The sequence below is a fragment of the Clostridioides sp. ZZV14-6153 genome (assembly GCF_020657855.1).
Classification (GTDB): domain Bacteria; phylum Bacillota; class Clostridia; order Peptostreptococcales; family Peptostreptococcaceae; genus Clostridioides.
Window position 1 is genome coordinate 15,850 of record NZ_JAGWCZ010000025.1, and the last position, 17,198, is coordinate 33,047.

The window sequence follows — 17,198 nt, forward strand, 5'->3', positions numbered from 1 at the left end:
TGGCCAACTCAATGTTACCATCCAACCATAGGTATAATTTTGTTAGTATCACTCCTTTCAATAACTCTTACTATATACTACTGAAAAATTATTCATCTTACATATTTGAATCTTTAACTACTTTAGCTAAATGTATTGTTAAATATATAAGTTCATCATCTGTTAATATGTAGTTATATTGTTTTTTAATAAAATTTTTAATCTTAACTACACATTCAAACTCTTTATTATATTTAGACTTAATAATGATTAATAATTCTTTATCTGTCTCACCTTCATGCACACTATTTGAAAGTAATCTCTGGGCAAAAAATTTAAGATGCATTATAAATCTATAATAAAATACAGAATCCTCATGAAATTCTATTCTAAAATGATATCTAACTATACTAAGTACTTCTTGTATTAACTTTGTAATATCATATGCCAAGGTATGACCTTCACTTAACTGAGCATTTACTATATGAAATGCTATAAATCCAGCTTCATCTTCAGGTAATTTTACACCTGTTTTGCTTTCAATAACATCAAGTGCTTTCATTCCAATTTCAAACTCTTCTTTATAGAATCTCTTAGTTTCCCAAAGTATTGCATTCTTTACGTTTATCCCTTCTTTCATTCTTTGAATTGCAGAATATGTATGGTCACTTAATGATATATAAATACTTTCATTTAATTTCTTGTTTAATTTTATTTGTGCATACTCTATAATTTCACTTGATAATTTCATGTGCTCCATAGGAATATTATTAAGTAATTCTTGTAACTTATTTGATATTTCTTTATTTGATATCCTAAATACTTTGTTTACTTTAGTTTTATCTATTAAATCGCCTTTTGATTTTTGATAACCAATGCCTTTACCCATGACAATAATTTCTTCATCATTGTCATCTAATGTGATTACAACGTTATTATTTAATATCTTATTAATTATCACGATTATCCTCCTTTTGAGCATAAAAAAAGCTTATCCATAATAATGGGCACAATCCTTCCAAGGATACTGCTATTATTAATGAATAAGCTTAGCTTGTACTTAAACAATTACTACCTAATTCCAATTATTATAATAAAACATTAGACATATTTTGTCAACGTTTTCTTTGAATATATTTCATCTTTATATGCAAAGAAGCTATAAGCTTGCTTTGTTACTCTCACCATAATTTTCTTTCTATTAAAAAATTTGCTTCGTTTAAGCCATATTTAGATACTCTATTTCATATCGACAACGACTGCATCTGTTGCTTTAACAACGTGTTGGCGATATATTTATATATTTTAAGCTTATTAGTTGGGATTATAAAATATCCATCTACTTATTATATAATAAGTAATGCTAACTTTATTTATAAGTGTACATATTTTGTATATTAAAGATAAGTATACCACTGATTTTTATTAAATATTAATTATATAAAATAAAAATAAACCCAATATCTTGTTATTAGCTACTAGGTTTATTTTTATGTTTTACATTATACTAAAGTATTTGATGTAATCATATATATTTTTTATTGATCACGTCCTATTGTTCCATCTTCAAGACCTTTTTCTACTTGTTCCTCGCTTGGTTTTGGTAAATTATTCTGTTGCTCTGTTTCTTTTGGTGTATTATTTATTTCCTTCTTACCTTCACATCCAATTACGCTAAGAGCTACCATTGATACTATTACTGCTGCTGTAAATTTCTTATTAAATTTCATTTTTTCTCTCCTTTTATTTTATATATTTTTTATTTTATTACCTTTTTCATAAAACTAATATTTATTAGATTTGCTAAATAATAGATTAATTATCTAACAAATTATTTGATGTATAATTTTATTCTGATTTAAGTGCTACTATTGGTTGTAACTTAGATGCTTTATTTGCAGGGGATATTCCAAATACTACTCCCATAAATATGGCAAATCCAACTGCAGCAAATACCACATTCCATGCTATATAAGGCTCAGCCCCCATTGTTCCTAGTATTGGGAATGACCCAAGTATACCTATTGAAGATCCTACTATTCCACCTATTAAGCTTATTGTAAGAGATTCTACTAAGAACTGTACTAGTATAAAGTTTCTAGGAGACCCTAAAGCTTTTCTTATACCTATTTCTTTAGTCCTCTCAGTTACAGATACTAGCATCATGTTCATTATACCTATCCCTGCTACGAATAAAGATACACTTGCTATTGCTCCTACCATTAGGTTCATAGTAGCATCCATTGATTTCATTGAATCTATCATTTCTTTATTACTTGATACATAAGAATCGTTTGGTGTCATACCCTTTCTAGTAAAGTGAGCTTTTATTTCATCCATTGTATTTGTAACACTATCATTTGAAGTAGATTGTACATTTAATTTAGATATGTCACTTATTCCTAAAACAATTTGTGCTGTTTTATAAGGCATATATATAGTATCATCTTCTGGGCTATTATAAGTTTCATCAATCTTACTTAATACGCCTATAACTTTGTATGGTATAGACTTAATATTTATTGTTTTTCCAAGTGCATCTCCTTTAGGGAATAATTCACTGGAAACCTTACTACCTAATACTACAACTTTAGTTGATTTATCATTATCAATTGGCATAATAAATCTACCACTCTTAATTTCAGTGTTATTTAGTTTTGAATAGTTTTCATCCGTTCCAACTATACTTTTTTTGCTATCTTTTTTATCGTAACTCACAGTTGCTGAATCACTTATTTCTGGAGATATTTCTTTTACATTCGAACTACTTTTTAATACTTTTATATCAAATTCATTTATTTTTTTATCTCCATATACACTTGCAGTTATTAAATCTAGTGGCTTTGATTCAAAACTTTTATACATACTTTGTTTACTACCTATAGATATTGTAACGAATAAAATTACACTGGCTGTACCAATTGATATACCTAATATAGTAAGAAATGAACGTAGTTTATTAGCTTTGATTTCTCCTAATGCCATCTTAATTATTTGGAAAATATTCATATACGCCACCTCCTATTCAAAAATTTCACCATCTCTAATTCTTATCAATCTTTTAGCATTTCTTGCTATATCCATGTCATGAGTTATCATAATTATAGTTTTACCTTCTTGGTTTAGACCTTCTAATATTTCAAGTATTTCTTTACTTGTTTTACTATCTAGTGCTCCTGTTGGCTCATCGGCTAGAAGTATTTGTGGATTTGTAGCTAGAGCTCTTGCTATTGCTACCCTCTGTTGTTGCCCTCCAGATAATTGATTCGGCCTATTATTTAATTTATCTTGTAGTCCAACCTTTTTCAGACATTCTAGTGCTATTTTTCTTCTTTCTTTAGGAGTTTTACCTTGGTATATAAGAGGAAGTTCTATATTTTCTAAAGCTGATAATTTATTTAATAAGTTAAAACTTTGGAATATAAATCCTATTGTCTTGTTTCTTACAGCACTTAACTCATCTTCACTTAGTGATGTTATACTTTTTCCGTCCAATACATATTCACCATTATCAGCTAAATCTAAACAACCAATAATATTCATAAAAGTTGATTTACCAGAACCTGATGGACCTATTATAGATACAAATTCACCTTTTTTAATATCTAGTGAAACCTTTTTTAATATAGTTATTTTTTCATCGCCTATGCTGTATGATTTCACTAAGCCCTTAGCTTGTATTACATAATCACTCATATATTATCACCTCTCTTATCCTATTGATTTTTCCATCATTGAGCCTGAGTCTGCCTCTGAATTTTCAACAGGACCTTTAAATGACTGTATACTTATACTTTCATTTTCTGAAAGTCCTTTTGTAACTTCTAAATATTCTGAATCCGTAATTCCTGTTTCAATGTATTTCTTTTCTTTTGTACTTGCAATAGTAACAAAGTATCCTTTTTCATCTTTTTGAACAGCCATTACAGGAATCTTTATTACATCATTTTTTTCGTTTATTATGATTGTACCTGTTACAGACATACCATCTTTAAGACTTTGTATAGTTAAATTATTTTCTAAAATCCATCCAGTAGTTTTGTCACTAGTTTCAACTTTATACCAATTCTCTTTTTTATCTAGAATTGTTACTTCTTCACCTTGTAATAATTTCCCAAGACTCTTACTATTAGATGCATTATTCTTTCTAAGAATTGTATCATTGCTAGCTATTTTTACTTTTACATCTTTTTTATCTATTCCTTCTAACTTAACTCCATATTTTTGTATCCACCCTTGTGTGTTGTCTTCTAGTTTAATTCTCATCCAACTTCCTTTTCTTTCTAATATGTGGAATTTATCTCCTTTTTCTATTTTAGCTACTTTTCCATATTCTTTAGATGGTCCTTTTCTTACACTTATTTCTTCGTATTTACTTTCTCCAACTTCAAGTATCGGGTTAGAAACTGCCACAGTTACATTGTATGTCGGACTCTCTCCTTCTTCTGCTTTGTTAGATATTTCAGTTATCGTTCCTTTTATAGTTTCATCTGGAAATGCCTTTGCATTTACCTCAACCGTTTGATTTACTTCTAACTGAGATATATCATATTGATTTACTGATACAGTTATTTTAATCGCATTTGGATTGTTTCCATCTGCATTAATTAACGAAACTTTTCCTCCAGCTGATACAACTGATTTTATGTTTCCTTTTTCTACTGATAGAGTGTTCATTGTTGCATTCATTTGCTGTTGTTGTTTTGCCTCTGCATTTTTATTAAGTCCTATGTATGCCCCCGATCCTGCTAGAGTTATTGTAATAGCCGCTATAACTATAAGTTTTTTTGGTTTTTTCATAATATTCCTCCTTAAGTATTATAAAGTACTGTAAATATATAATTGCACTTTAATATTTTCCATAATTTATCTTATATTTGCATTTCTCATCACCAATATAACATCTTAATGTTTACTTTGATAAGTGTTAGGCTTTAGAGCTAATCCTCAACTCTGGTATGAGTGTAACATCTTAATGTTAATCTTATGTTTACATAAACTTAGTTCTTGTATATTTAATTTACCTCAAGCTAATCTCTTTGTTTTATTATGGAAATTCTTCCTTTAGTATCATCCATAACTTAATACGCTACAAACTATACACCATATGTTAATTGTATGTTTACTCTTTAGCTATAGCATTGAGTTTCATTTTAATATATTATAAACTTCTTATTATCAAATAAAACGATTCTATATAGGGAGAAAAAGTATGAAAATAACAAAAAGTCACATAGTAGCACTTTTATTAGTAGCAACAACACATTTAACTATAGGATGTGAATCAACAAATAATAACAATAATGAAAATAAGAGTAATAAAATAGCTCAAGTGCCATCTGATACTCAAAGCGTATCTAATCTTACTTTAGAAAAGATGGAGCTCTAATCGTTGGAGATTTCAGAAATGGTAACATAGGAACAGCTGGTACTACTGCTCAATATGAGTGCATAGAAACCACTCTATTAAATGATTTATTTGTAATTGACATAAAATAACTAACCCCTTAGAAAAGACTATAATAATAAATTTATGGTTGTCCTATTGTCAATTCTTATATGATGGTAATCAAAGAACAGCTAGACTTACCTCAAATCTAATACTTATAATTAATGACATTGGAGTACTATCAATCGCTACTAAATGTAAAATTGAAATATGAACTTTTTAGTTCATGAGGCATTCTTTTTGTATGAAATCAACTATATTTTCATCATTTCAACAATGAAAAAGAGACTTATCTCTATTTTGAGACAGCCCCTTCTTCTGCATATTCTCTATCTCTAGTATTAAATCTACCATGTACTAGTTTAGACAAATATTCTATGAATTTTAAAAAGATGGTGGAGTTACTGCAAATATAACCTCACAATCACAGTCTCCTATATTTTCCCATTTATGATTTGAGTGTGGAAGTATTTTTACACTATCCCCACAATTTAAATCAATTACATGATTCATTAAATAAATCCTTACATTTCCTTTAATTACATAGGCAACTTCTTCTCCTCTATGGCTAAACTGTTCTTTTGAAGATGATCCTCGAGGTGGTATTTTCATAAGCATTAATTCTATTTCTCCTTTTGAGTTTGGAGTTAGTAATTCATATGCAAAGCTATCATCTTCAGAAAACATAATCTTTTTACGACTTTCTTTTCTAACTACTAAGCTTTCTGTAGCTACATCATTTATAAAAAAATTAAATAATGGTATATCTAAGGCACTAGAAATTTGTTTTAATGTATTAATAGACGGATTAGCACTTCCTTTTTCTATTTGACTAAGCAAAGATGAAGTAACACCTGTTAAATTAGCTAATTCTTTAATAGTCATGTTTTTTCTTTTTCTATATTCAGTAATATTTTTTGATATATCTACCTCATTCATCTATAAGCTACCTCATTATTATATATTTTGATTATTATATAAATTATTATATCAATATATACTATATTACGCAATTTAATTAAATTACATTTATTTTTTTGAATAATAATTAAATTTCATTGACTGCGCAAATAGAAAATGTTAGTATTAATTAAAAAGTATTAATTTTAATCATATATATTTTAATACAATTTAATATATAACATAAATTAGATTAACTAAAGTGAAAGTAGAGGTACATGTTATGATGAATATAAACTCAAGCACATGGGCTGAGGTAAATTTAACTAATATAAAATATAATGTAGATAACGTAAAAAAAGCTTTAACTAAAGATACTATGCTATGCTGTGTTGTAAAAGCAGATGCTTATGGACATGGAGCTGTAGAAGTATCTAAGTTCTTAGATAAAGAAGAAAATGTTGATTTCTTTTCAGTAGCTAGATTAGAAGAAGGTTTAGTAATTGCAAAAGCAGGTATAAAAAAACCTATTTTATGTATGGGTTATACAAACACTAATAAAATACAGCATGCGATAGATAGTAACATAAGAATTACTGTATATTCTTTAGAAATGGCTATAAAAATAAATGAATTAGCTAAATTAAGCAATAAAAAAGCTTATGTACACATAAAAATTGACACTGGTATGAGCAGAATAGGTTTCTTAGTTAATGAACAATCTATATCAAACATAAAGAAAATATTTACTTTAGAAAATTTAGTGATAGAGGGTATTTATACTCACTTTGCAAAATCAGATGAAGAAAATAAAGAAACTACTTACAAGCAAATAAAGAAATACAATAGAGTTATAAGTTCATTAGAAGAAGCTAACTTAAATATACCAATAAAGCATGTATCAAATAGTGCTGCAATTTTAGATTTAAGAGAATGTGATTTTAATATGGTTAGATTAGGAATATCTTTATATGGTTCTTATCCATCATCTGAAGTTAGCAAAGATATAAAACTAAAAACAGCTTTAGAATTAAAAACTATAGTTAATAATATAAAGAATATAGAGAAAGGAACTAGTGTTAGTTATGCTGGTATATATACAGCAGATAAAGATGTTAAAATAGCTACATTATCAGTTGGTTATGCGGACGGATTCCCTAGAACACAAAAAAATCCTCAAGTATTTATAAATGGTAGGTTATTAAATATAGTAGGGAGAATATGTATGGATCAAACTATGGTTGAAATACCAAATGATATTGATATTAAGATGGAAGATGAAGCTATCTTAGTAGGTGATATAGACGGAATAAGAATAGGTGATATATCAAGTAAGGTGGGAACAATAGACCATGAAATACTTTGTTGTATAACTAAAAGGGTAAATAGGATATATATAACAAACTAGAGCAAGTAAATAATTAATTATCTGTTAGATTAATTTTTATAATATGGATTCTATAAGAAGTAAATTTTGTATTGATTGAGTCTAGAAATATTTATGTGTTAGCTTAGAGTTAAATTTCTTTCTTAAAAATAAATACTTAAATGAGCTAAAATTTGAGTCCAATTTCTAATTTTTTTAGTCCATTTTTCAGAAATATCTATAGTTGATAAGTATAATGATTTGTCCAAAGAATCATGTGAAGGAAAAATAGACTTCGATTTAATAACTTTTCTTAATAATCTATTGTAACTTTCCATTGAATTTGTAGTATATATCAATGCTCTTATCTCTTGAGTATATTTAAAATATGTTGCTAGTTCATTCCAATCACTTGGTTCTCTATTCTTGACATATGATTTTCATAGTTTCTAATTATCTTTGGTTCAAAATCTCCATTTCGGTTCCTTAGAGTATTTAAAGTTACTTCTCCAAAATCTGATTTAGCATTCTTATTTCTATATCCATTTCTAGAGTTTTTAGTATTTTTATTCTTATTATCATAACCTAAATGGTCGTCAAGCTCCACTTCTAATATTTGATAAATTGTACTTGCAAATAAATCATTTAACATATCTTGAATGTCTGTAGTTGTTTTAACATCATATTCTTCAATAAGTTTTTTAATATTTCGTTTTTGTTAAACATAAAAAGTGTGTACCTTCCTTTATATAGTGATATTTAATATTTTAATTATCACTACTTTTTAAGAAGAATACACACTTTATTTTAAATACCCTCAATTTATAGTTTATACAACATCTATACTTCATAAAATATATCTAATATTTCTTTTTTTGTATGTGCATTTAAAAGTCTTTCACTTATATCTTTACCACCTAAAATATAAGATATTTTAGACATTAACATTATATCTTCATTTCCTTCAGATTGTGGCATAGCAAACATAATTATTACTTTTACAGGCAAGCCATCTATACTTGGCCAATCTACACCTTCTCTAGATTTACCTATTACTACAGATGCTTTCTTTACATACTTTGTTTTTCCATGTGGCATAGCCATTTGATAACCTATACTAGTAGAACCTATTTTCTCTCTACGCTTTAGTGCCTTTATAAACTTGCTTTTTGAAGTTATACTTCCTGTATCGTATAATTTATCTACTAATTCTTGTATTATGCCTTCTTTTGTAGTTGATTTTAAATCTAAAATAACACTTTCTTCGCTTAATATTTCTCTAATTTCCATTTATTTTCTCCAGTACATTATTGTCAAATAATATTTTAATATCCTCTTTTCTTTTACAATCTATTATATAGTTTATATAGTTCTTTTGACTATACAAATTTGATATTTCCATTAACATATTCTTTAAAAAACTCTGATTACTAGTTTCTAAATAAATATCAATCATTCTATTAACATTATTGATATTCATTATCCCCTTATTTAATTTACTTTGATTATGTATATATATATTTAAATCTTTTCCTAATGAAATAGACTTATATTTACTACCTAAATTCATACCTATTAAACTTTCCATCTGCATTACATCAAAATTAAAATATATATTATCTTTTAAATACATTCCTAATAAGTTTGTATCTAAGGTCATGCTTTTCTTAGGTTTAGTAACCAAAGCATTTTTTATATTATTAATATCACTTTCCATTAATAGTACTGATACAACTATATGTAATTTGTCTTTCAAGTCTAAATTTACAGTAGATATTACAAAGTCTACATCATCTAAATTTCGCTTATTCAACTGATGCATAGGAATTATATCAACTATAGTCCATTCAGGAAATTCTCTTTTTAATCTAGCTGCAAGGAGCTGAGATGTTCCATATCCTGTATGGCAAACTACTATTACTCTTTTACTACTCATATTTCTTTCTATTGCTGCTTGAAAATATGTAGCAAGATACGAAACTTCATCTATACTAATATTCTTTAGATTTTCATACTCTGTCATAATATTCATAGTCATCATGCATAATCCCAATACATCTGAAAATCGCTCTTGTATCTCTCCCAATAATGGGTTTTTTATTTGGATATCATATCTTAATCTGTTTAACATAGGTCTTACATGAGATGCTAGACTTTTTTGTAGTAAGTCATCATTTTTGAGATTTATATTTAAAAATTGTGACATATTTTCTATCATTATAGATGATACCTTTTCACTTTCACTTAATATATCTGATTCATCATTGTAACTACTATTACTTTCACTACTAAATCCAGATGATACTAAAAAAATATATATGTACATAATTTCATCTTTCGTTATTTTTACTTTGTATCTATTTTCTATTTTACCTATAAGTGTAGTGACATTTTGATATACTAACTCGTCCAAATTATCTACAGAAACTTCTCTTTCTTCCTGAGACTCTATTTGATTACCTTCTTCGATTCTCTTTAAACATATAAGTATATGGGTAATTAAATTTATATAGTAGGGCTGACTTATAGTGTATCCTAAATTATGTTCTAACTCTGTAATTATAGTTTCTACAAATATGATAGAATCAATATCAAATAAATTCATCAACGCACTAAACGTAGCATAATCTAATCTTGTTAACTCAGATATATCATGCTGTTCATAATTTTCATCTAATAAATCATCCATCATTTTAGCAATCGATTTCCTTATATCTACTTCTTTACCTATAATTTTAGTTCCCTCTAAGGTTTTATTAAGTTTTAAATTATATTCTTTTATCCATTCCTCTATATATTTAAAATCATTTACTATAGAAGTTTTACTTACATAATATTTATCCGATAACTGATTTATTGAAGTTATATTATTTGAATTTAATAATAGATATTTTAAAATTTCCATTCTTCTTTGCTCTACTGATAAAGACTTATTTCCCTTTGGTTGTATATTTAAACTATTAATTAGGTCTATATCTTTCTTTGCTGAAGCTTCTATTAATATTCCGCACCCCCTTTTTATATCAATTTTTATATCGAAAGTTTCTAAATACATCTCAATCATCTTCAAATCTTTTTGTAATGTTTTATCTGATACATTTAATTTATCTTTAAAGTATTTTATAGGTCTATATTCATTTTCATTTAATATCAATTTAAGAAATTCAATTTGCCTTGATGCAAGCATACTTATGCCCCCTACCTATTTTTTGATATTTCTATCAATTACTATTTTAGCATATTTCATAGCTATGTAAAAATACTAAGATACTTCTGTATCATAAAAGAATTTATGATACACTTTACAAAATTGATATAATATAGAATATAATTTCAAAATAAAAAATAAGGATATTTAGAGGTTGCTAACTACTTCTCAATATCCTTATTTTAACTCTTATTTATAATTTAAACACCAAGTACTTCAACTTCACCACTTCCACTCTTTATAGTAGGCTTTGTTATTCCTATAATTAATGCTGTTATTACTGTACCAACTAATATACAAGCTATATATGCAACTGGTGCACTACATGCAAATGGTATTACAAATATTCCTCCATGTGGTGCCATCAAGGTTATATCTAGACTCATACATATTGCCCCGCCTATACAAGAACCAATTATGTTTGCTGGAATCATTCTTAATGGATCTGCAGCTGCAAATGGTATTGCTCCTTCTGTTATGAAAGATGCCCCCATTATAGCAGTTGGTAGGGATGACTTTCTTTCTTCTTTAGTAAACTTATTTTTAAATATTAACATGGCTAACGATATCGCTAATGGTGGTACCATTCCACCTACCATTAATGCTGCTGATGGTTCAAATATATTACTAGAGAACATAGCCAATCCAAATGCTGAAGCTGTTTTATTAATAGGTCCTCCCATATCTGATGCCATCATTCCCGCTAATATTGCACCTAATAATACTTTATTAGTTCCAGACATACTTTGTAACCATGACTGTAAAGCTTCATTTAACCATGATGCTGGTGTATTAACTACGAAGAACATTATAGCCCCACTTGTGAATGCAATCAACAGTGGACATATCAGTACGGCATTTACCCCCTTTAATACATCTGGTAAGTTTTCTGTTATCTTCATTACTCCTAAAGCTATATATCCAGTTGCAAATCCTGCTACCATACCTCCTAAGAATCCTGAACCTCCAATAACTGCCATGAAACCAGCTATCATAGCAGGAGCAAAACCTTGTCTTCCTGCAATTGATTTAGCTATAAAACCAGCAAGTATTGGTATGAATAACTTAAATGCTGAATCGCCTCCAAGTTGTCCAAAGAATCCAGCTATAGGGTTGTATGTTTCATGAGTTGGGTCTGATGCAAATATACCAAACATAAATGCTATAGCTATACCAATCCCACCTATTACTACAAATGGAATCATTTCAGATACACCATTCATTAAGTGCTTATAAATACCTTTTTTCTCTGGCCCTTGAAGTATTTCTTTTGAATCTTCTAAAGTTTTTCCACCTGGCTTAATTTCTTTAGCCATTCCATTTTCAGCATTTATAATTAAATTTTTGGCTAATGAAACATTCTTAGCATCTGCTACTTTCTTTTGTAATACTTTCTTTCCTATAAATCTATTTGTTTGAACTTCTCTATCACAAGCTATTATTACGTATTCAGCTCTTTTTATATCTTCTTTAGTTAACTTACTTTCTACACCTATGGCTCCATGTGTTTCTATTTTAACTTCATACCCAAGTTCTTGCCCTGCTTCTTCTAACGCTTTTTTTGCCATAAAAGTATGAGCTATCCCTGTTGGACATCCTGTTATTCCAACTATAAGACCTTTATTTTGATTATTACTTGAATCTCCTGATTCTACAGCTTTATAATTAAATATATCTAATATTTCATATGGAGTTTCTGCACTTAGTAAGTTCTTAATAAGATTTTCATCCATTAAATATGTAGCTAATTTAGATATAATCTTAAGGTGTTCGTCTAAACCTGACTCTGGAACTGCTATCATAAAAAATGACCTAAGTTTTTGGCCATCATTATCCGTGATGTCCTTATCTGTTCTTAAATACATCATCACAGGTCGCTTTACTGTACTTGACTTAGCATGAGGAATAGCTATTAAATTTCCCATGTTAGTTGGTGATTCTTTTTCACGTTTATTAATATCAATTATAAACTTTTCTTTATCATTTATATAATTTCCATGATACAAATGATTTGCCATATAATCAATTACATCTTTTTTAGTTTGTAATTGTTTATCTAATACAATACAATCACTACGTAATATTTTGTCTACCATAAATTCTCCCCTCCTTTTAATTTGTTATCCAATCACTGATTCTTCTTTTGGTGAAAAGCATTTTAATTTATCTATGTCATTGAATAAATTCATTTTAAACTCTATAACTTCTCTTGCAGCTTCTATACATTGTGGATATATAGCATCTGGTTCATATAAACTTGGATTTTGTTCTAATACTTCTCTGCACTTCTTATAATACGCTGATTTAACATCACTTGAAATATTTACTTTACAAACTCCTAGTTTAACTGCTTGTGCTATTTCTTCATCTGGATTTGACGATCCTCCATGAAGGACTAAAGGTATGTCTACTACTTCTTTTATTTCTTTTAATAAATCTAATTTAAGCTCTGGTTTAAACCCTTTTGGATATATACCATGTGCTGTACCAATTGCAATAGCTAGTGTGTCTACACCTGTTTTTTCAACAAAATCCCTAGCTAACTTTGAATCTGTATATATTATTTCATCACAGCCACCTTCTCCTGATGTCCCTGTTGTTCCTATTGTTCCAAGCTCTCCTTCTACAGATACATTTAATCCTTTTGCAATTTCTACTACTGCCCTAGATATAGCTACATTTTCTTCATATGGTAAGTGTGATCCATCAATCATTACTGATGTAAATCCACATCTTATCGCTCTTAATATTTGCTCTTTATTTGCTCCATGATCTAAGTGTATTACCATAGGTACCTTACTCTTATTTGCTTCTTCTATACAACTAGCTACAAAGCTATCTTCTAAGAAACTTAACTCATTTGGGTGTATTGCAAGTATTACTGGTGCATTTTTTTCATTAGCACTCTGTACTACCGCCTTAAGTATTTGCCCACTCCCTATATTAAATGCTGGTACAGCAAATTGATTTTCTTGTGCGACTTTTAACATTTCCTTCATATTTATTAACATATTGTCCCTCCAGATATTTTAAATTTTAGTTTTGATTTGTTTGTTATTTATTTTGTTGTTATATTTAAATAGTATCAGGATAATAAATGTTAGAAAATAACAATCGTTTTCCTTTTTAAAAAGGAATTTTTATTATACACTCTAAGTTCCTTTTCACTAAATAATTTTTAGAAGTCTGTATAAGTGGACTCCAATAATTGCGATTACTTTGTAAGTATTAATTTAAATTCTATCCTCTAGCTATATCATCTAATTTATCAAAAGATATAAACATATCAAATATACTACTTTCATTTACTAGAAAATTAACGGTTAATAATGGTATATTTGATATACCTGTAGTTATAAATTTAAAGATACTCATCCCACAGTTAGTACTATATTGGTATCAAAAAAATTAAAAAGATATTAGCTATTTAGCCAATATCTTGTTGTAGATTTCAATGGTAGAGATGATTTATAGGAATCATACTCACGATTATCTAATTTTTTACTTCCATAAACTTGACATAAAACACCAAAAATGGCACCCATCGAGTTCATATCTAAGGAATAAAGTGACTTGGTTTTCTAAACACCAATTTATAAATTATCCTTTGTTATTTTATGTAAACCTTTTTCTATCTAATTTAAAAATTATTCCTAATGCTATATAGCATATACCAATTACTAATACACCATAAGCCATAGATACTCCTATCTTAAATTCTTGCATATTAGTTACAATAGAAATTGAAATAGGTCTATTGTAAACACCATAAAGTAAGGCTGACATTGTATATTCTCCAATTGTGCGAATGAATACTAATATAGCTCCTGAAATTATTCCTGGCATCATATTAGGGATTATTACATTATAAAAAGTTTTTATCCTTCCAGCACCTAAACTCCTTGATGATTCTTCTAGTCCTAAATTTATTGACTTCATAGCAACCTCATTGGATGAAAATAATAATGGTAAGGCATAAATTGTATATGCTATAGGTAAAATATAAAAACCACCTATTAAGGATTCATTAAAAGCAAATATACTTTTTTGATTAAATGTATTAATTAGGTTAACTGCAATGGCACTTGCAGGCATACTCCAAGGTAACATTATAATAAATTTTGCTAGTCGATTATATGTAGTATCCTTTTTAATTACTAAATACGATACTGGTACAGTGATTATCAATCCTACTACCACTGCCATTAAAGACATTTTCAAACTGTTTAATATAGGCTGTAATACACGTGATTTTTGGAAAATCATCTGATAGTTTTCCAGTGTAAAGTCTCTAGGAAATATAGTTGTCATAATTGAATGTGTACTTACAAAGGATAAATATACAATAGTAATTATAGGAAGCATAATCATAATAATTTGTATTTCAATAATAATCTTGCATACAAATGTAAATATGTCTTTTTTTCTATTATCAACTTTATAACTTTGAGATTTTAAGGATGATACTACTCCATATTTTTTGCCATAATACTGTAATAAAATCATAAATGAAATCCCCATTAGTAATAAAATAATTACTTGAACTGAGGCTATATCCATATGGTTATTAGCCTTAGACCTAACAATCTGAGTACTTAAAACTTTAAAACCACCACCTATAAGATTTGGAGCTGAGAAAGAACTAATTCCTGATGCAAAAGTTATAATAGTAGAGGTTATAACAGCAGGTGTAATAACAGGCCATATTACATCAAAAAATACTCTTAGCCTTGATGCTCCCATTCCTTTTGCAGCTTCAACTGTTGAGTAATCCACATATTTTAAGGCAACATATACATTTAAATAAAAATACACATACTGAGTATAGGCAACCACAAATAAAATTCCTTTTAATCCACTAAAATCATAAGGTTTGTTGATAAAGGAGAGTAAAATTTCTATAGATTTTGTAACTATCCCACTTTCTCCATAAAGCTGAATACATGCAATTACCATAATTACTCCAGGAATCATCATTGGACTTAGTAAAAGAATATGTATGATTTTTTTGTGTTTATCACAAGCAAATGTCATATATAAAGCAAGTGATATTCCCATAATTCCACATACGAGTACAGAACCCAATCCCAAAATTATAGTATTGCTTACTACCCTTAAATTATTAGTATTTGAAAAATATTCTTTGAAAACTTCAAAAGAATATCCACCTTTACCTTGGAATGCTTGTGCAAAAGTGTTACCTATTGGTACGATAATATATCCACTGAACCTCCCATGACTAAAGTCACAGGGTTCCTGCTTCATAGAATTTTGCATACTAAAATATGTCTTACCAATTCTCCACAGGCTATCCCCGTAGTCCCTACGGTTCTTACATAAGTTATCTATCTTAAACTGTTATTAGTCTTAATCCTTCTTTTAGTATATTTATACTTGCATTTATATCTCTATCGTGAGTTATATTACAACAAGGACAAATCCATTCTCTTATATTTAAATTCTTAATTTCCTCATTTTTGTACCCACATTTATTGCATATTTGTGAACTTGCAAAGAATTTACCTACCTTTACAATTTGTCTACCATACCAATTAGCCTTGTATTCTAATTGACGAACAAATTCTGACCATGACACATCAGAAATAGAACGAGATAATTTACGATTTCTAGTCATATTCTTTACTTGTAAATCTTCTATGCAAATAATATCATTTTCTTGTATTAATTTAGTAGATAGTTTTTGTAGAAAATCCTTTCGCCTATTAGCTATATGTTCTTGAAGTCTTGCAACTTTTAATCTTGCTTTATTTCTATTTAAACTACCGATTGTTTTTCTCGATAATTCTCTTTGTAATTTAGCAAGTTTGTTTAATGACTTCTGAAGATACTTAGGATTTTCTATAAATTGTCCACAACTTGAGATACAAAATTCTTTAATTCCTAAATCTAAACCTATCTGATTATTAGTATTTTCAAATGCATCAATATCTACATCTCTACAGCATAATGATACATAATATTTACCACTTGGTTCTTTGGATACAGTAGCATTAAGCATTCTCCCTTGAGGTACTTGTTTATCCCTTACTTTAACCATACCAAGTTTAGGTAATTTTATATATTGACCACAATACATAATATTTCCGTTTGTGAAGTTTGTTCTATATGAAAATCTATTAGTTTTCTTTGATTTAAATTTAGGAAATCCTGCATTTTCTTTAAAGAATTTTTTATATGCGTTTTCTAAATCTTTTAAGATGTTTTGTAGTGAAAATTTGTCAGGTTCTTTAAGCCACTCTAATTCTTTTTTTAAATCAGTCAAATCAGAACTGCAC

At 28.1% G+C, this 17,198-nt stretch carries 17 protein-coding genes; 2 read left to right on the forward strand and 15 right to left on the reverse strand.

Annotation, left to right across the window (positions count from 1 at the left end; all coding sequences use genetic code 11):
- Positions 1–97: 97 nt before the first annotated feature.
- The 5 genes from licT to KGF46_RS18695 all read right to left on the reverse strand — a co-directional run bounded on the left by licT (position 98) and on the right by KGF46_RS18695 (position 4,779).
- Positions 98–940, reverse strand: coding sequence for a BglG family transcription antiterminator LicT (licT, locus tag KGF46_RS18675; protein WP_227830285.1), 843 nt, complete (start codon positions 938–940; stop codon positions 98–100).
- A 577-nt stretch (positions 941–1,517) separates the two neighbouring features.
- On the reverse strand, positions 1,518–1,709 hold the full coding sequence (locus tag KGF46_RS18680; RefSeq protein WP_227830286.1) for a hypothetical protein: 192 nt from the start codon (positions 1,707–1,709) through the stop codon (positions 1,518–1,520).
- A 118-nt stretch (positions 1,710–1,827) separates the two neighbouring features.
- Positions 1,828–2,988, reverse strand: coding sequence for an ABC transporter permease (locus KGF46_RS18685; RefSeq protein ID WP_227830287.1), 1,161 nt, complete (start codon positions 2,986–2,988; stop codon positions 1,828–1,830).
- 12 nt (positions 2,989–3,000) lie between these two features.
- Positions 3,001–3,675, reverse strand: a complete 675-nt coding sequence (locus KGF46_RS18690) for an ABC transporter ATP-binding protein (protein WP_227830288.1) — start codon at positions 3,673–3,675, stop codon at positions 3,001–3,003.
- Positions 3,676–3,690: 15 nt separating this feature from the next.
- Complete coding sequence (locus KGF46_RS18695; protein ID WP_227862232.1) at positions 3,691–4,779, reverse strand: SH3 domain-containing protein; 1,089 nt, start codon at positions 4,777–4,779, stop codon at positions 3,691–3,693.
- A 412-nt stretch (positions 4,780–5,191) separates the two neighbouring features.
- Between KGF46_RS18695 and KGF46_RS18700 the strand changes: the two genes are divergently transcribed.
- Positions 5,192–5,368 carry a hypothetical protein gene (locus KGF46_RS18700; RefSeq protein ID WP_227830290.1) on the forward strand — a complete coding sequence of 59 codons (177 nt, stop codon included), beginning with the start codon at positions 5,192–5,194 and terminating at the stop codon, positions 5,366–5,368.
- A gap of 444 nt (positions 5,369–5,812) precedes the next feature.
- Here KGF46_RS18700 and KGF46_RS18705 read toward each other — a convergent pair whose 3' ends face one another.
- Positions 5,813–6,367, reverse strand: a complete 555-nt coding sequence (locus tag KGF46_RS18705) for a helix-turn-helix domain-containing protein (RefSeq protein ID WP_227830291.1) — start codon at positions 6,365–6,367, stop codon at positions 5,813–5,815.
- A gap of 244 nt (positions 6,368–6,611) precedes the next feature.
- Between KGF46_RS18705 and alr the strand changes: the two genes are divergently transcribed.
- Positions 6,612–7,736: an alanine racemase gene (gene alr / locus KGF46_RS18710; RefSeq protein ID WP_227830292.1), complete on the forward strand. Its 1,125-nt coding sequence runs from the start codon at positions 6,612–6,614 to the stop codon at positions 7,734–7,736.
- Between the two features lie 122 nt (positions 7,737–7,858).
- Here the strand turns inward: alr and KGF46_RS18715 are convergent, their stop codons facing one another.
- From KGF46_RS18715 to tnpB, 9 genes are all read right to left on the reverse strand, one after another.
- On the reverse strand, positions 7,859–8,053 hold the full coding sequence (locus tag KGF46_RS18715; protein WP_255287837.1) for a transposase: 195 nt from the start codon (positions 8,051–8,053) through the stop codon (positions 7,859–7,861).
- A gap of 35 nt (positions 8,054–8,088) precedes the next feature.
- Positions 8,089–8,346 carry a transposase gene (locus tag KGF46_RS18720; RefSeq protein WP_255614953.1) on the reverse strand — a complete coding sequence of 86 codons (258 nt, stop codon included), beginning with the start codon at positions 8,344–8,346 and terminating at the stop codon, positions 8,089–8,091.
- Between the two features lie 188 nt (positions 8,347–8,534).
- Positions 8,535–8,984: a PTS sugar transporter subunit IIA gene (locus KGF46_RS18725; RefSeq protein WP_227830293.1), complete on the reverse strand. Its 450-nt coding sequence runs from the start codon at positions 8,982–8,984 to the stop codon at positions 8,535–8,537.
- Entirely contained in the window at positions 8,974–10,881 is a 1,908-nt protein-coding gene (locus KGF46_RS18730; RefSeq protein ID WP_227830294.1) for a BglG family transcription antiterminator, read from the reverse strand. The genes KGF46_RS18725 and KGF46_RS18730 overlap by 11 nt, the downstream gene beginning before the upstream one ends.
- Positions 10,882–11,102: 221 nt before the next feature.
- Positions 11,103–12,998 (reverse strand): fructose-specific PTS transporter subunit EIIC, encoded by a 1,896-nt coding sequence (locus KGF46_RS18735; RefSeq protein WP_227830295.1) that lies wholly within the window; start codon positions 12,996–12,998, stop codon positions 11,103–11,105.
- 24 nt (positions 12,999–13,022) lie between these two features.
- Complete coding sequence (locus KGF46_RS18740; RefSeq protein ID WP_227830296.1) at positions 13,023–13,913, reverse strand: ketose-bisphosphate aldolase; 891 nt, start codon at positions 13,911–13,913, stop codon at positions 13,023–13,025.
- A gap of 229 nt (positions 13,914–14,142) precedes the next feature.
- Positions 14,143–14,277, reverse strand: coding sequence for a hypothetical protein (locus tag KGF46_RS20170; protein WP_255287835.1), 135 nt, complete (start codon positions 14,275–14,277; stop codon positions 14,143–14,145).
- A 240-nt stretch (positions 14,278–14,517) separates the two neighbouring features.
- Positions 14,518–16,167: an ABC transporter permease gene (locus tag KGF46_RS18745; protein ID WP_227830297.1), complete on the reverse strand. Its 1,650-nt coding sequence runs from the start codon at positions 16,165–16,167 to the stop codon at positions 14,518–14,520.
- 85 nt (positions 16,168–16,252) lie between these two features.
- Positions 16,253–17,198: IS200/IS605 family element RNA-guided endonuclease TnpB (tnpB, locus tag KGF46_RS18750; RefSeq protein WP_227862233.1), on the reverse strand; the 946-nt coding region annotated here is incomplete at its 5' end.

Excerpts from the sequence above, each read along its gene's own strand:
- KGF46_RS18680 (WP_227830286.1), bottom strand. The coding sequence starts at position 1,709 with ATGAAATTTAATAAGAAATTTACAGCAGCAGTAATAGTATCAATGGTA.
- KGF46_RS18700 (WP_227830290.1), top strand. The coding sequence starts at position 5,192 with ATGAAAATAACAAAAAGTCACATAGTAGCACTTTTATTAGTAGCAACA.
- KGF46_RS18705 (WP_227830291.1), bottom strand. The coding sequence starts at position 6,367 with ATGAATGAGGTAGATATATCAAAAAATATTACTGAATATAGAAAAAGA.
- KGF46_RS18740 (WP_227830296.1), bottom strand. The coding sequence starts at position 13,913 with ATGTTAATAAATATGAAGGAAATGTTAAAAGTCGCACAAGAAAATCAA.
- alr (WP_227830292.1), top strand. The coding sequence starts at position 6,612 with ATGATGAATATAAACTCAAGCACATGGGCTGAGGTAAATTTAACTAAT.
- KGF46_RS18690 (WP_227830288.1), bottom strand. The coding sequence starts at position 3,675 with ATGAGTGATTATGTAATACAAGCTAAGGGCTTAGTGAAATCATACAGC.
- KGF46_RS18730 (WP_227830294.1), bottom strand. The coding sequence starts at position 10,881 with ATGCTTGCATCAAGGCAAATTGAATTTCTTAAATTGATATTAAATGAA.
- KGF46_RS18720 (WP_255614953.1), bottom strand. The coding sequence starts at position 8,346 with ATGTTAAATGATTTATTTGCAAGTACAATTTATCAAATATTAGAAGTG.
- KGF46_RS18695 (WP_227862232.1), bottom strand. The coding sequence starts at position 4,779 with ATGAAAAAACCAAAAAAACTTATAGTTATAGCGGCTATTACAATAACT.
- KGF46_RS20170 (WP_255287835.1), bottom strand. The coding sequence starts at position 14,277 with ATGAGTATCTTTAAATTTATAACTACAGGTATATCAAATATACCATTA.
- KGF46_RS18745 (WP_227830297.1), bottom strand. The coding sequence starts at position 16,167 with ATGAAGCAGGAACCCTGTGACTTTAGTCATGGGAGGTTCAGTGGATAT.
- KGF46_RS18685 (WP_227830287.1), bottom strand. The coding sequence starts at position 2,988 with ATGAATATTTTCCAAATAATTAAGATGGCATTAGGAGAAATCAAAGCT.
- KGF46_RS18735 (WP_227830295.1), bottom strand. The coding sequence starts at position 12,998 with ATGGTAGACAAAATATTACGTAGTGATTGTATTGTATTAGATAAACAA.
- KGF46_RS18725 (WP_227830293.1), bottom strand. The coding sequence starts at position 8,984 with ATGGAAATTAGAGAAATATTAAGCGAAGAAAGTGTTATTTTAGATTTA.